This is a genomic window from Mesorhizobium sp. M0590 (assembly GCF_040320905.1).
GTDB lineage: Bacteria > Pseudomonadota > Alphaproteobacteria > Rhizobiales > Rhizobiaceae > Mesorhizobium.
Genome location: NZ_JAMYQN010000004.1, coordinates 26,075 through 41,243, shown reverse-complemented (window position 1 = coordinate 41,243; position 15,169 = coordinate 26,075). Strand labels below are relative to the sequence as shown.

Below are 15,169 nucleotides of genomic sequence, written 5' to 3'. Positions count from 1 at the left end.
CAGAAAGCCTGGGAGGAGGCATCATGCTTGAACTGAGAAACGTGACGAAGACGGTGGGTGCAGCGGAACATAGCCGCGACGTCTCGCTGACGCTTCAGCACGGCTCGCTCAACGTCCTGCTCGGGCCGACGCTCTCCGGCAAGACCAGCCTGATGCGGCTGATGGCGGGCCTCGACGTGCCGACCTCGGGCTCGGTCTGGTTCGATGGCAAGGATGTCACCGGCATGCCGGTGCAAAAGCGCAACGTCGCCATGGTCTACCAGCAATTCATCAATTATCCGGCGATGACGGTCTACGAAAACATCGCCTCACCGCTGCGGGTGGCCGGCACGGATCAGGCAACGATCGACAGGGAGGTGCGCAATGCCGCCGCCCTTCTCAAACTAACGCCCTATCTCGACCGGACGCCTCTCAGTCTGTCGGGCGGCCAGCAGCAGCGCACCGCGCTGGCCCGCGCCATCGTCAAGAATGCCAGCCTCGTGCTGCTCGACGAGCCGCTCGCCAATCTCGACTACAAGCTGCGTGAAGAATTACGCGCGGAACTGCCGAAAGTCTTCGCGGCCGCCGGTACAATCTTTGTTTATGCCACGACCGAGCCGCACGAGGCTTTGCTGCTCGGCGGCAACACGGCAACGCTTTCCGAGGGCAGCATCACCCAGTTCGGGCCGACCATCGAAGTGTTCCGCAAACCGGTCGATCTGGTGACGGCGAGAACCTTCGCCGATCCGCCGCTCAACACCATCGTGCTTGCCAAGAAGGGCCTGGATTTCCTGCTCGAGGGCGGCGTGAAATTGCCGGTGCCGGCGGAACTCTTCGGCATTGCCGATGCGATCTATACGATCGGCTTCCAGCCGCATCATCTGTCCCTCGATCGGCCCAACGCCGCCGCAGTGCCGGTGCGCGCAAAGGTGACGATCACTGAGATCACCGGATCGGAAAGCTTCATCCATCTCGATTTTGCCGATGCGCGCTGGGTCATGCTGACCCACGGCATTCGCGACTTCGAGCCGGACGAGGAGGTCGAGGTGTTCATCGACCCGCGCCACATCATGGTCTTCGACGAGCACGGCCGCGCCGTGGCCGCGCCGAAGCTGGCGGCCTAGGAGGAAGCGATGGCGCGCATCGATGTCAATCATATCCGCCACTCCTATCTGCAGAACCCGCGCACGGATGCCGATTTCGCGCTGAAGGAAGTGCACCACACGTTCGAGGATGGCGGCGCTTATGCGCTGCTCGGCCCATCCGGCTGCGGCAAGACCACGCTGCTCAACATCATTTCGGGATTGCTGCATCCCTCGCATGGCCAGCTGCTGTTCAACGGCAGGGACGTGACCAATCTGTCGACCCAAGAGCGCAACATTGCGCAGGTCTTCCAGTTCCCGGTGATCTACGACACGATGACCGTCTACGACAATCTGGCATTCCCGCTGCGCAATCGCGGCGTGCCGGAGGCCGACGTCGACCGCAAGGTGCGCGAGACGCTGGAGATGACCGGGCTGGCCGATATGGCCAAACGAAAGGCGCGCGGACTGACCGCCGACCAGAAGCAGAAAATCTCGCTCGGACGCGGGCTGGTGCGCTCCGACGTCAATGCCATCCTGTTCGACGAGCCTTTGACCGTCATCGACCCGCATATGAAATGGGTGCTGCGCTCGCAGTTGAAGCAGCTTCACCGCCGCTTCGGCTACACCATGGTCTATGTCACGCACGACCAGACCGAGGCGTTGACCTTCGCCGACAGGGTGGTCGTCATGTATGACGGCGAAATCGTGCAGATCGGCACACCGGCGGAGCTGTTCGAGCGCCCGCGCCACACCTTTGTCGGCTATTTCATCGGCTCGCCCGGCATGAATGTCATGCCGGTGGCGATCGACGGCAAGACAGCGAAGCTGGGCTCGCAGCAGATCGAACTGCCGGGCGTGCCCAAGGCGGGCGGCGGCGCCATCGAGCTCGGCATCCGTCCCGAATATGTGCGCCTGGGCAGCCAGGGCATGGCCGTCCGGGTCAGCAAGGTCGAGGACGTCGGCCGCCACAAGGTGGTCCGTGCCAATCTCGAAGGACGCGAGATCGCCGCCGTCATCGGCGAGGACGAGACAGTTCCGGCTGATCCGAAGGTGCGGTTCGACCCGGCCGGCATCAACATCTATGCCGATTCCTGGCGCGTCGAGATGGGAGCCTGAAGTGGAAAAGACCTGGAACAACAGAGCCTGGTTCCTGGTGCTGCCGGTGCTGCTGCTGGTGGCGTTCTCGGCGGTCATACCGCTGATGACGGTCGTCAATTATTCGGTGCAGGACACTTTCGGCAATAACGTCTTCTTCTGGGCCGGCACGGAATGGTTCGAGGAACTGCTTTCCTCCAGCCGCTTCTGGCAGGCGATGATCCGCAACCTTGTCTTCTCCTTCATCATCCTGGCGATCGAAGTGCCGCTCGGCATCTTCATTGCGCTCAATATGCCGAAGAAGGGTTGGGGCGTGCCTGTTTGCCTTGTTTTGATGGCGTTGCCGCTGCTGATCCCGTGGAACGTCGTCGGCACCATCTGGCAGGTGTTCGGGCGCAACGACATTGGCCTGCTCGGCTATTACGTCAACGCGCTCGGCATCGACTATAATTATGTGCAAGACCCATATGACGCCTGGGTCACGGTCATCATCATGGACGTCTGGCATTGGACCAGCCTCGTCGTTCTGCTCTGCTATGCCGGCCTGGTCTCGATCCCGGATGCCTTTTATCAGGCGGCCAAGATCGACGGTGCCTCGCGCTGGGCGGTGTTCCGTTACATCCAGCTGCCGAAGATGAACCGCGTGCTGCTGATCGCCGTGCTGCTGCGCTTTATGGATAGCTTCATGATCTACACCGAACCGTTCGTGGTGACCGGCGGCGGACCCGGCAACTCGACGACCTTTCTTTCGATCGATCTCGTCAAGACGGCGCTCGGCCAGTTCGACCTCGGCCCGGCGGCGGCGATGTCGCTGGTCTACTTCCTTATCGTCCTGTTGTTGTCATGGGTGTTCTACACCGTGATGACCAATTACGACGCGGAGCGCTGAGATGAGCCGCGCTGACGAAAGAGCCGACAGAGTGAGCGAGACGACAGCTTCGGAAGGGCTTGCCAGCACGCTACGGCAGGACGAGATCGCACGGCTGATGCGCCGTCGCGGCGAGGAGTCGCGCTGGTGGTGGATCGTGCCGACGCTCTACATCATCGTTCTGCTTTTGCCGATCTACTGGCTCATCAATATGAGCTTCAAGACCAATGGCGAGATCGTCTCGTCGCTGACGCTCTACCCGCACGCACCGACATTGGCGAATTACCGCACCATCTTCACCGACGCGTCCTGGTACTCTGGCTACATCAACTCGATCACCTATGTGGTTATGAACATGGTGATTTCGGTGGCTGCGGCACTGCCTGCTGCCTATGCCTTTTCGCGCTATCGCTTCCTCGGCGACAAGCATCTGTTCTTCTGGCTGCTGACCAACCGTATGGCGCCGCCGGCGGTGTTCGCGCTGCCATTCTTCCAGCTTTATTCGGCCTTCGGCCTTATCGACACCCACATCGCCGTGGCTCTGGCGCATTGCCTGTTCAACGTGCCGCTGGCGGTGTGGATCCTCGAAGGCTTCATGTCGGGCGTACCCAAGGAGATCGACGAGACCGCCTATATTGACGGCTATTCGTTCCCACGCTTCTTCATCAAGATCTTCATGCCGCTGATTGCGAGCGGCATCGGCGTGGCGTGCTTCTTCTGCTTCATGTTCTCGTGGGTGGAGCTCTTGATCGCCCGTACGCTGACGACAACCGATGCCAAGCCGATCGCCGCGACCATGACCCGCACCGTTTCGGCCGCCGGCATGGATTGGGGGCTGCTCGCCGCAGCCGGCGTGCTGACGCTGATTCCCGGCGCGCTCGTCATCTGGTTTGTGCGCAACTACATCGCCAAGGGCTTTGCCCTGGGGAGGGTATGATGGAGCAGGTCGACAGAAGCCCATGGTGGTGGGCCGTGCTGCTTCTCGCCCTGGTCGTCGTGGCCTGGGTGGCACTTCAAATCGATTTCGTGGCAATAACGGTGGGCTTCAGCGATCCGGCCAATATCCGCCTGTGGGGATTTAACCTCTCGTCCAACCTCGATTTTTCGTGGATGGCCTGGACGTGGCCGACCGCGGCCTTCTTTGGAACCATCTTTCTGCTGCTTTGCGGCATGGCGGCGTGGGAATACGTCTCGCCGGGCGGCAATCCGCGCGTCGGCGTGCTGCGGTTCGAAACGACGCGTGGCGACCGCCTGTTCCTGTCGCTGCTTGGCAGCGCCTTTATCCATCTCGCTTGGCTGGGTCTAGTCGGACCCAATCTGTGGTGGGCTCTCGCTCTCTCCGTGGTCTACGCCGTCGGCGTGTTCCGCTACGTATAGAGGGGGAAACTGTTGGAACGGCGGCGTGCCGGCCGCCGATCCAGATCGCACTTTGAACTTTAACAGTGGAGGAAATACATGCGACGGCAATTCTTGACATCAACAACTGCGCTTGTCCTGTTGCTCGGGGCAAGCAATGCCTATGCCGGAATGGACGAGGCCAAGGCCTTCCTCGATAAGGAAATCGGGCCCCTTTCGACGCTTTCGCGCGCCGACCAGGAAGCCGAGATGCAATGGTTCATCGATGCCGCGAAACCTTTCGCCGGCATGGATATCAAGGTGGTTTCCGAAACCATCGCCACGCATCAGTATGAATCGCAGGTGCTGGCGCCGGCCTTTACGGCCATCACCGGCATCAAGGTTACGCATGACGTCATCCAGGAAGGCGACGTCGTCGAGAAGATCCAGACCCAGATGCAGACCGGCCAGAACCTCTATGACGGCTGGGTCAACGATTCCGATCTGATCGGCACGCACTGGCGCTACCAGCAGGTGCGCAACCTGACCGACTGGATGGCAGGCGACGGCAAGGATGTCACCAACCCGAATCTCGACCTGAAGGATTTCATCGGCACTTCGTTCACCACCGCGCCCGACAAGAAGCTCTACCAGCTTCCCGACCAGCAGTTCGCGAACCTCTACTGGTTCCGGTACGACTGGTTCAACGACGAGAAGAACAAGGCGGACTTCAAGGCCAAATACGGCTACGACCTCGGCGTGCCGGTCAATTGGTCGGCCTATGAGGACATCGCCGAGTTCTTCACCGGGCGTGAGATCGATGGCAAGAAGGTCTACGGCCATATGGATTATGGCAAGAAGGACCCGTCGCTCGGCTGGCGGTTCACCGACGCCTGGCTGTCGATGGCCGGCAATGGCGACAAGGGCATTCCGAACGGTCTGCCCGTCGACGAATGGGGCATCAAGGTCGACGAGAATTCGCGTCCGGTCGGTTCCTGCACGGCGCGCGGCGGCGACACCAATGGCCCGGCTTCTGTCTATGCCATCCAGAAGTACCTCGATTGGCTGAAGGCCTATGCACCGGCGGAAGCCCAAGGCATGACCTTCTCCGAATCGGGGCCAGTTCCGGCGCAGGGCGCGGTTGCCCAGCAGATCTTCTGGTACACCGCCTTCACCGCCAGCATGGTCGACGCCAGCGCCAAGGCGGTGCTGAACGACGACGGCACGCCGAAATGGCGCATGGCGCCGTCGCCGCATGGCGTCTACTGGAAGGACGGCATGAAGCTCGGCTATCAGGACGTCGGTTCCTGGACGCTGATGAAGTCGACGCCGACCGACCGCGCCAAGGCCGCCTGGCTCTACGCGCAGTTCGTCACCTCGAAGACGGTCGACGTGAAGAAGAGCCATGTCGGCCTGACCTTCATCCGCGAGAGCACGATCCACGACAAGAGCTTCACCGAACGTGCGCCAAAGCTCGGCGGCTTGATCGAGTTCTACCGCTCGCCGGCGCGCGTCCAGTGGTCGCCGACCGGCACCAACGTGCCGGACTATCCTAAGCTGGCACAGCTCTGGTGGCAGGCGATCGGCGATGCTTCGTCGGGTGCCAAGAGCGCGCAGGAAGCGATGGACTCGCTCTGCGGCGAGCAGGAAAAGGTGATGAGCCGCATCGAGAAGTCGGGCGTCCAGGGCGATATCGGCCCGAAGATGGCCGAAGAGCATGACCTCGCCTACTGGAATACGGACGCGGTCAAGAAGGGCAATCTCGCTCCTCAGCTCAAGATCGAGAACGAGAAGGAAAAGCCGGTCACCATCAACTACGACGAGCTGGTGAAGAGCTGGCAGCAATAGGACCGTTTGATGCGGGCGTCCGCGCCCGCATCGCCATGCTCAGGGGAGGCGGCATGTTGCCGTCTCCCCTGTTTGCGTGAACGGCTCCGCGCCATCTGGCGTCGAGACATCGTAGCACCTTGAATTCGCTTCGACGGGAGAGAGAATGACCGGATATATCCTTGCAATCGACCAGGGGACGACATCGAGCCGGGCGATCCTGTTCGACGACAAGATGATGGTCGTCGGCAGCGGGCAAAAGGAATTCACGCAATATTATCCGGCCTCCGGCTGGGTCGAGCACGATCCCGAGGAGATCTGGTCGAGTGTCGTGGAAACGGTAGAGGCTGCGCTGAAGACAGCCGGCCGCAATGCGGCGGATGTCGCGGCGATCGGCATCACCAACCAGCGCGAAACCGTCGTCATCTGGGACAAGGAGACCGGCAAGCCGATCCACAACGCGATTGTCTGGCAGGACCGCCGCACCGCGCCGCTGTGCCAGAAATTGAAGAAGCTGGGACTGGAGAAGAAATTCACGAAAAAGACCGGCCTGCTGCTCGATCCGTATTTCTCCGGCACCAAGATCGCCTGGATGCTGGACAAGGTGAAGGGCGCAAGAAAACGCGCCGAGAAGGGCGAGCTGCTGGCCGGCACCATCGACAGTTTCCTGATTTGGCGGCTGACCGGCGGCAAGGTCCACGCCACTGACGCCACCAACGCCTCGCGCACACTGGTCTACAACATCGAACAAAACGCCTGGGACGACGAGCTGCTGGCCATTCTTGGCATACCTGCAAGAATGCTGCCGCAGGTGAAAGATTGTGCCGATGATTTTGGAATCACCGACAAAAGCCTGTTTGGTGCACAGATCAGAATCCTCGGTGTGGCCGGCGACCAGCATGCGGCGGCGATCGGCCAAGCCTGTTTCGAGCCAGGCATGATGAAATCCACCTACGGCACCGGTTGCTTCGCGCTGCTCAACACCGGCAGCGATCTGGTGCGTTCGAAGAACCGGCTTTTGACCACCATCGCCTACAGGCTGAACGGCAAGACCACCTACGCTCTGGAAGGCTCGATCTTTATCGCGGGCGCCGCCGTGCAATGGCTGCGCGACGGCATCAAGGTAATCGGCAAGGCCGAGCATAGCGGCAAATTGGCAGCGGAAGCCGATCCGACGCAGAACGTCTATCTTGTGCCGGCTTTCGTCGGGCTCGGGGCACCGCACTGGGATGCCGGAGCGCGCGGCGCCATCTTCGGGCTGACCCGCAACTCGGGGCCGGCGGAATTTGCCCGCGCGGCACTGGAATCAGTCGCGTTCCAAACACGCGACCTGCTTGACGCCATGCGCAAGGACTGGAAGGCCGCCTCGGCCAAGACCGTGCTCAGGGTCGATGGCGGCATGGTGGCGTCGGACTGGACCATGCAGCGGCTGGCCGACATTCTCGATGCGCCGGTCGACCGGCCGACAATTCTCGAGACGACAGCACTCGGTGCGGCATGGCTGGCCGGCTCGAAGGCCGGTGTCTGGCCGAAGGCGCGGGAATTCGCCAGGAGTTGGGCGCTCGAGCGCCGGTTCAAGCCGGACATGGATGCTTCGACACGTGCGGCCAAGCTGGCCGGTTGGCGCCACGCTGTGCGCAGGACGCTAAGTACGCAATAGGCAGGGATGCCCCGATGCCCCGGGATTCGCACTAATGAAAAACCCGCGCCGTTTCGGGCGCGGGCTTGCAGCCTCTAATCTGGGACTCAGTAAGGCGACCGGCACTGCCGGCGCGGACCGTAGTTGGGCTGGTAAGTGTTGTCAGAAGCGCGATAGCTCCGATAACGGTCATAGCACCACTGCACGTGGGCATCGCCACGATAGACACGATTCTGGTTGACGATCGCGCCGGTAATCAGCGCTCCAGTAGCAAACGCAGCCAGCGGGAACCAGAAATCGCCGTGACGGCGATAGCCGCGACGATATTCGCGATAGCCGCGATGGCCACGCCAGTACATGCCGTCGTCACGCGAAAAATTGCGACGGAAATCGCGACGCGAGAAATCGCGATTGAAATTCCGGTGCCTCCGCCACGGCTCGTACTGGACGGTCTGGACATTCGAGGTGAGCCCCTGGGCCGGGGGCGCATAGCTGGGCTGAGCGTTGACTGGCACGATCTCCGCGGCAGCGAATGAGATCGAAAGAGTGGTCGCCAGCAGGCCCGACATGATCCTATTCATGGTCTTCTCCGTCTTCTCCTTGAAACGCATGTCCCTTATCGCGGGAAACGGGCAGGCTGCGCAAATTGTTCCGCCAAAAATCCCAAGTTGCTGATCCGCAAAGGTTCTTCCGATTTGCTGCTTGCCTTTGTCGGCATAGAGGGCGAGCTTCGGTCTTGCGCGAGAACGAGGCCGTTCCGTCGACGCCGAAGCGCTCCGCACGGCATGATGACACTGCAGGACAGTCCGGTTTGCGAGCCGTCTTTTTCCGGTTGACCGGCAGAGGCACTCTCCCTATGTTCCGCGCAATTTCGAGGGCGGCCTTTCTGAGCCCGCGGGAGCGCGTAGCTCAGCCGGTAGAGCAACTGACTTTTAATCAGTAGGTCATGGGTTCGAATCCCATCGCGCTCACCAAAATCAAAAGTGTCCAACCCGGAGACATAGGTAACAGATTGTACCTAAGACTTGGGTGACAACCTCGTGCCGAACGCATGCAGTGGCTTTAGCCGCCCGCCCCATCGTCCAGCATGGTGCCTGTGAGTGCCTCATAGGCCTTGCTGCACAGCTGAGAACCCGGACAACCCTTCACGATAAGCACTGGCGCCACGGTAAGAACCGCTGCGGCAAGGATTTGTACACCGAGACGGGTAGCGCTTACCTTCCTGCCCAACACACCGGCCAAGAAAAAGTAGAGACCCTGGGCCATGCAGGCTGCCGTCAGAATGCCCAAAAGCGTGCTGGTCGCTCTTGCGAAGGGCGTTATGTAGCCGTCGGGAAAACCCGACATGCCGAGATCCATCGACCATTGCAGCGCCAGTATGACGCTCAGCGCTGACCAGACGAGGGCCGTCGTGCGAGTGAACAGCGTCTGCTTTGGTTTGTTGCTCGGATCGGCCATCGGGATCACGTCGGGATTGCTTGCCGTGACATGCGCAAGCTCTCGGTCAGATCAGTGAGACGTTGCCGCCGGCGTGGCGTTCGAGCCGGCCGGCGAGGTCGAGCTCCAGCAGCACCATGAAGACTTGCGCGGGATGCAGGCCGGTGTGGCGGATGATCTCGTCTACCGCCACCGGCGTCGGGCCGAGCGCCTCGACGACGCGGTCGCGGTCGTCCTCGCGCGGCGGCGGCGTTGCCGAAAAGTCGGGCGGCTCCTCAAGCGGCGATGTCCTTGGGGCCCAGGCGCCGACCAGCGGGGCGATCGCACTGGTGATATCGGCGGCCTCGGTGACAAGGGTTGCGCCATCCTTGAGCAGGCCATTGGCGCCGGCAGCGCGCGGATCGAGCGGCGAACCGGGAACGGCAAAGACCAGCCGGCCCATCTCGCCGGCAAGCCGGGCGCTGATCAGTGAGCCGGAGCGCTGTGCGGCCTCGACCACCACCAATCCCAATGCAGCACCGGCGACGAGCCGGTTGCGGCGCGGAAAATCCTGTGCGCGCGGCTGCCAGCCAAACGGCATTTCGGAAATGATGGCGCCGCCGCGCTCGGCGATCTCGTCGCACAGGCCGGCATTTTCGGGCGGGTAGGGCAAATCGAGGCCGCCGGCGAGCACGCCGATTGTGCCAGTCGCAAGGCTGCCCTGGTGCGCGGCCGTATCGATGCCGCGCGCCAGGCCGGAGACGATGCCATAGCCGTCGCGGCCGAGATCCGCCGCCAGCATCCGCGCCATCTTGATGCCGGCCAGCGATGCGTTGCGAGCGCCGACGATGGCGACCGCTGGCAAGCGGAACACCGCGCTATTGCCCCTGACCGCGAGCAGCGGCGGCGGATGATCCATGCTTTTCATCAGCGGCGGATAATCCGCTTCGCCGATGCCGACGAAGCGGGCGCCAGCCCGCCGGGCGGTCTCCAGCTCCGCCTCGGCCTCGGCAATGGACGGGATGCGGACGATTTTTTTGGCGCCACCCGAAATCATCAGCTCGGGCAGCATCGATAGCGCTGCTTCGGCCGAACCGAACCGGTTGATCAGGTCGCGAAAGGAAGCCGGGCCGACATTCGGCGTGCGGATCAGACGAAGCCAGCTCAGCCGCTGCCGGTCGCTGAGGCGCGGCCCGGCGTCGGGCTCGCTCACTCCTTGGCCCCGATCTTACCCTCGGTGCCGGCAAGCAGCCGCGCAATGTTGGCGCGGTGCTTTACGATGACGATTAGGCTCATCGCCGCGAAAAGCCCGGCAATCTGCGGCGTGCTCAGGAAATACAGCGCCATGGGCACCACGACTGCTGCCGTCAATGCCGCAAGCGAGGAGAAGCGGAACAGGAAGGCCACCGCCAGCCAGACGACGGCGAAGATCAGCGCCGCCTGCCAGGCAAGGCCGATCAGCACGCCAAGGTAAGTGGCGACACCCTTGCCCCCCTTGAAGCCGAGCCAGACCGGAAAGAGATGACCTAAAAACGCGCCGAAGCCGGCCCAAAGTCCGAGCTCGGGCGCAAAGCGACCTGCGATCAGCACCGCCGCGGTGCCTTTAAGGGCGTCGAGCAGAAGCGTGGCCGCGGCCAAGCTCTTGTTGCCGGTGCGCAGCACATTGGTGGCGCCGATGTTGCCGGAGCCGATGTTGCGCACGTCGCCGAGGCCGGCGGCACGGGTGATCAGCAGGCCAAACGGGATCGAGCCGAGAAGATAGCCGAACACCAATGCCAAGACGGGACTGTAAGCCATTGTTCCCCCGAACTTTCCTTGGCTGAGCGGATTTTAAGCCGTGACGCCTGTTTTCGTCCTAGGCCGAAAACACTGTGCGGCCCGCCACCATCGTTTGCAAGACCTTGCCTTGCAGTCGAGCGCCTTCGAAACAGGTGTTTTTCGAGCGTGAGCGGATGCCGCTCTCGCTGACGACCCATGGCTCGTCCAGATCGACGAGCGAAAGGTCGGCCAATGCCCCCGGTTTCAGCGTGCCGCCGGGCAGGCCGAACAATCTTGCCGGCGCGGTCGACAGTGTCTCGACCAGCCGGAGCAGCGTCACGTCGCCATTGTGATAGAGCCGCAGCGCTGCGCCTAGCAGGGTTTCCAGGCCGATGGCGCCGGCCGCGGCATCGGCAAAGGGCAGGCGCTTGGTGTCGACGTCCTGCGGGTCGTGCGAGGAGACGATGAGATCGATGGTGCCGTCCTTGATCGCTTCGATCATCGCCAGCCGGTCTTCCTCCGCACGCAGCGGCGGCGTCAGCCGGAAGAAGGTGCGGTACTCGCCGACATCATTCTCGTTGAGCGACAGATTGTGGATCGACACGCCTGATGTGACATTGGCGCCATCGGCTTTCGCGCGCGCTACCGCGTTTGCCGCCATAGCCGTCGAAATCTTGGCAGCGTGATAGGCGCCGCCGGTCAGGCGAGCCAACGCGAGATCGCGCTCCAGGGGGATCGATTCGGCTTCGCGCGGAATGCCGGCAAGGCCAAGCCAGCTTGCGTAAAGGCCTTCGTTCATCACGCCGGCCGAAGCGAGGTCGGCGTCTTGTGTTTCATGCGCGATGACGCCACCGAAATCGCGCGCATAGGTCAGCGCGCGGCGCATCACCAGCGCGCTGGCAATCGAATGCCGGCCATCGGTGAAGGCGACCGCGCCGGCCTCGCGCAGCAGGCCGAATTCGGTCATTTCGCGGCCTTCCAGCCCCTTGGTGATCGCTGCTGCCGGCAAGATGTTGACGATTGCGGTGTCCTTGGCGGTGCGCAGCACGAACTCGACCAGTGCGACATTGTCGATCACCGGGTCGGTATCGGGCATCATGACGATTGAGGTGACGCCGCCGGCCGCCGCAGCGATGCTCGCCGAAGCAATGGTCTCCCGGTGTTCGCCGCCGGGTTCGCCGATGAAGACGCGCGCGTCGATCAATCCAGGGATGATAGTCTTGCCGGCGCAGTCGATGATGGTGGCGCCTTCGGGCGCGCCCTGATTCAAAGCCGCCTTGCCGGCGGCAACGATTTTGCGGCCTTCGACGATGACGGTGCCGACCTCATCGATGCCGCGCGACGGGTCGACGATGTGGGCCCGGCTGAAGACCGTTATGCTCATCAGGCGCGGCCCTCGTGGTTTCGACGGGGGTCGAGCAGCGCTTCCATAACCGCCATGCGCACGGCGACGCCCATCTCAACCTGTTCCTGGATAACGCTTTGCGGGCCGTCGGCGATCTCGGAGGCGATCTCGACGCCGCGGTTCATCGGGCCGGGATGCATGACCAGCGCACCGTCCTTGGCCGCCTTCAGCTTCTCCGCGTCGAGGCCGAAATAGCGGAAATATTCGCGTACCGACGGTACGAAAGCGCCTTCCATGCGTTCGCGCTGCAGGCGCAGCATCATCACCACGTCGGCGTCCTTCAGACCCTCGGCCATGGAACGGGTGACGATGACGCCCATCTTCTCGATGCCGGCGGGCAAAAGCGTCGAAGGGGCGACGACCCTGACCTGGGCACCAAGCGCGTTGAGCAGGATGATGTTGGACCGGGCCACGCGCGAATGCAGGATGTCGCCGCAGATCGCCACGATCAGCTTCGGCAACGGACCCTTGACGCGGCGGATGGTCAGTGCGTCGAGCAGCGCCTGGGTAGGGTGCTCATGGGCGCCGTCGCCGGCATTGACCACCGAACAGCCGACTTTTTGGGCGAGAAGTGCTGCCGCGCCGGCCGATTGATGGCGGATGATCAATATGTCGGGACGCATGGCATTCAGCGTCATCGCCGTATCGATCAGCGTCTCGCCCTTTTTCACCGACGAACTCGCTACGGACATGTTCATGACGTCGGCGCCGAGCCGTTTGCCGGCCAGCTCGAATGACGATTGCGTACGGGTCGAGGCTTCGTAGAAGAGATTGATCTGGGTGCGGCCGCGCAGCGTCGATGTCTTCTTGTCCGACTGCCGCGAGATGGCAACGGCCCTGTCCGCCCGGTCGAGCAGAAGCTCGATGTCGGCAGGGGAAAGATCGCGGATGCCCAGAAGATGGCGGTGGGGATAAAGCGGCAGGGACGATGCGTCGGTCATCTCAAGTCGCTGCTATAGGGGGGAGGCTCCGCGGCTGCAAGCACCGGCTTGGGATTGGATTGGTTCTCCCCGGTATTTTCGTCGCGCGCCGCTGGCCATAGGCTATAAACCGCCTTGGCTTTGGATTCGCAGCCTTCAGGTGATAAGGACGAAGCGTGACTGACGACGTGACCAACCAGCCGCCGCCGCTGGCCGGCGGCAACGCCTGGCGGGGCGATCCGTTGCTGATCCAGCTTGCCGAGCGCTTTTCCGATCCGGTGCGCAAGGACCTCGACGGGCTTGGCCGTTTCGTTCTGACCCATGAGGCGCAGGAACTGGCCCGTCTTGCCAATGTCGAGATGCCGAAGCTCAGGACCCATGACCGCCAGGGCCGGCGCATCGACCAGGTCGAGTTCCATCCCGCCTATCACGCGCTCATGCGCCGCTCTGTTGCCAACGGGCTGCATTCGTCGGTCTGGGAGAATGGCGACGCCGAGATCGGCCGCCGCCACCAGGTGCGCGCTGCACGCTTTTACCTCACGGCTGAGCTCGAGACCGGACATCTCTGCCCGATCACCATGACCAGCGCTTCGCTGGCAGCGCTGATGGCCAGCCCGAAGCTGTTTCGCGAATGGGCGCCTCGGGTGACGACGCGCAAATACGATCAAAGCCAAAAGCCTCCGGTCGAAAAAGCCGGGCTGACGCTCGGCATGGGCATGACCGAGAAGCAAGGCGGCACCGATGTCCGTGCCAACGTCACCAGGGCCGAGCGCGCCGGCAGCGGGTTTTATCGCCTGACCGGCCACAAATGGTTCATGTCGGCGCCGATGTCGGATGCCTTCCTGGTGCTCGGACAGGTGCCGGAGGGACTGTCGTGCTTTCTCGTTCCCCGCCTGCTCGGCGACGGATCCGGCAACGGCTTCCGTTTTCAACGGCTGAAGGACAAGCTCGGCAACCGATCCAATGCCTCGTCGGAGGTGGAATTCGTCAATGCCATCGGCGAGATGGTCGGCGAGCCCGGCGCGGGCGTGAAGACGATCATGGACATGGTGACCCTGACGCGGCTCGACTGTGCCGTCGCCTCATCGGCGATCATGCGGGCCGGACTGGCCGAGGCCGTCCACCACACGCGCCACCGCAAGGTGTTTGGAACCAATCTGATCGAGCAGCCGCTGATGCAGCGTGTGCTGGCCGATATGGCGCTCGACGTTGCCGCCGCTACCGCGCTGTCGTTCCGGCTGGCGCGCTCCTTCGACGAGGCGGCCGGCGACCGCGGCGAGGCGGCCTTCGCGCGCGCCATGACGCCGGTCGTCAAATACTGGGTCTGCAAGATTGCGCCGCCGCTGCTCTATGAAGCGATGGAGTGCCTCGGCGGCAATGGCTATGTCGAGGAGGGGCCGCTCGCCCGCTACTATCGCGAAGCTCCGGTCAACGCGATCTGGGAGGGATCCGGCAACGTCATGGCGCTCGATGTGCTACGTGTGCTGGGGCGTGCACCCGGCCTGTTCGATGACGTGCTGGCCGGCATCGACCGCGATCTCGGCGCCGGCGGACGCGGCACCGTCGGCGTGCTCAAGGCGGCAATGCAGGTCGCTGCAACCGACGAGGGCTCGGCGCGGCTCTTGACCGAGCAATTGGCATTGTCGGCGGCGGCAGCAGAGCTTCGCAGGCTGGGGGCAGGGCGGATCGCCGACGCCTTCGTCGAAACGCGCCTCGCCGGCCAGTGGCGCAATACCTATGGCATGATCGATTCCCGCCATGATGCGCGCATGATCATCGATACGCTCTACCCGCCGATCAACTAAGGGCCGTCGCCCAATTCGCTGCCGCTCTCGCGACCCT

The 15,169-nt window shown here is 62.8% G+C and carries 14 protein-coding genes and 1 tRNA gene; 9 read left to right on the top strand and 6 right to left on the bottom strand.

Annotated features, from left to right (window positions below):
• Positions 1-23: 23 nt before the first annotated feature.
• The 7 genes from NKI52_RS08955 (at position 24) to glpK (ending at position 7,849) form a co-directional block, all read left to right on the top strand.
• Positions 24-1,103, top strand: a complete 1,080-nt coding sequence (locus tag NKI52_RS08955; RefSeq protein ID WP_352697697.1) for an ABC transporter ATP-binding protein — start codon at positions 24-26, stop codon at positions 1,101-1,103.
• Between the two features lie 9 nt (positions 1,104-1,112).
• On the top strand, positions 1,113-2,180 hold the full coding sequence (locus NKI52_RS08950) for an ABC transporter ATP-binding protein (RefSeq protein ID WP_352455722.1): 1,068 nt from the start codon (positions 1,113-1,115) through the stop codon (positions 2,178-2,180).
• Between the two features lies 1 nt (position 2,181).
• On the top strand, positions 2,182-3,048 hold the full coding sequence (locus tag NKI52_RS08945; RefSeq protein ID WP_023674893.1) for a carbohydrate ABC transporter permease: 867 nt from the start codon (positions 2,182-2,184) through the stop codon (positions 3,046-3,048).
• 1 nt (position 3,049) lies between these two features.
• Positions 3,050-3,964, top strand: a complete 915-nt coding sequence (locus NKI52_RS08940; RefSeq protein ID WP_352523506.1) for a carbohydrate ABC transporter permease — start codon at positions 3,050-3,052, stop codon at positions 3,962-3,964.
• A 173-nt stretch (positions 3,965-4,137) separates the two neighbouring features.
• On the top strand, positions 4,138-4,404 hold the full coding sequence (locus NKI52_RS08935) for a DUF2160 domain-containing protein (RefSeq protein ID WP_031211283.1): 267 nt from the start codon (positions 4,138-4,140) through the stop codon (positions 4,402-4,404).
• A gap of 78 nt (positions 4,405-4,482) precedes the next feature.
• On the top strand, positions 4,483-6,210 hold the full coding sequence (locus NKI52_RS08930; RefSeq protein ID WP_352646485.1) for an ABC transporter substrate-binding protein: 1,728 nt from the start codon (positions 4,483-4,485) through the stop codon (positions 6,208-6,210).
• A 145-nt stretch (positions 6,211-6,355) separates the two neighbouring features.
• Positions 6,356-7,849 (top strand): glycerol kinase GlpK, encoded by a 1,494-nt coding sequence (glpK, locus tag NKI52_RS08925; protein ID WP_352568714.1) that lies wholly within the window; start codon positions 6,356-6,358, stop codon positions 7,847-7,849.
• 86 nt (positions 7,850-7,935) lie between these two features.
• Here the strand turns inward: glpK and NKI52_RS08920 are convergent, their stop codons facing one another.
• On the bottom strand, positions 7,936-8,409 hold the full coding sequence (locus tag NKI52_RS08920) for a BA14K family protein (RefSeq protein ID WP_023674898.1): 474 nt from the start codon (positions 8,407-8,409) through the stop codon (positions 7,936-7,938).
• Between the two features lie 317 nt (positions 8,410-8,726).
• Between NKI52_RS08920 and NKI52_RS08915 the strand changes: the two genes are divergently transcribed.
• Positions 8,727-8,802 (top strand) — tRNA-Lys (locus tag NKI52_RS08915).
• A gap of 88 nt (positions 8,803-8,890) precedes the next feature.
• Here NKI52_RS08915 and NKI52_RS08910 read toward each other — a convergent pair.
• The 5 genes from NKI52_RS08910 to NKI52_RS08890 are packed head-to-tail and all read right to left on the bottom strand — an operon-like array spanning position 8,891 to position 13,348.
• The gene (locus NKI52_RS08910) at positions 8,891-9,286 is read right to left on the bottom strand and encodes a hypothetical protein (protein ID WP_352697695.1); all 396 of its coding nucleotides are present in this window, start codon (positions 9,284-9,286) and stop codon (positions 8,891-8,893) included.
• Positions 9,287-9,332: 46 nt separating this feature from the next.
• Positions 9,333-10,457, bottom strand: a complete 1,125-nt coding sequence (gene dprA / locus NKI52_RS08905) for a DNA-processing protein DprA (RefSeq protein ID WP_352540581.1) — start codon at positions 10,455-10,457, stop codon at positions 9,333-9,335.
• On the bottom strand, positions 10,454-11,041 hold the full coding sequence (plsY, locus tag NKI52_RS08900) for a glycerol-3-phosphate 1-O-acyltransferase PlsY (RefSeq protein WP_352455728.1): 588 nt from the start codon (positions 11,039-11,041) through the stop codon (positions 10,454-10,456). The genes dprA and plsY overlap by 4 nt, the downstream gene beginning before the upstream one ends.
• 58 nt (positions 11,042-11,099) lie before the next feature.
• Positions 11,100-12,386 carry a dihydroorotase gene (locus tag NKI52_RS08895; protein ID WP_352455729.1) on the bottom strand — a complete coding sequence of 429 codons (1,287 nt, stop codon included), beginning with the start codon at positions 12,384-12,386 and terminating at the stop codon, positions 11,100-11,102.
• Entirely contained in the window at positions 12,386-13,348 is a 963-nt protein-coding gene (locus NKI52_RS08890) for an aspartate carbamoyltransferase catalytic subunit (RefSeq protein WP_023674903.1), read from the bottom strand. Before NKI52_RS08890 ends, NKI52_RS08895 begins: the two co-directional genes overlap by 1 nt.
• Positions 13,349-13,503: 155 nt before the next feature.
• Between NKI52_RS08890 and NKI52_RS08885 the strand changes: the two genes are divergently transcribed.
• A complete protein-coding gene (locus NKI52_RS08885) occupies positions 13,504-15,132 on the top strand; it encodes a DNA alkylation response protein (RefSeq protein ID WP_352455730.1) in 1,629 nt (542 codons plus the stop codon).
• The last annotated feature ends 37 nt before the right edge of the window (positions 15,133-15,169 follow it).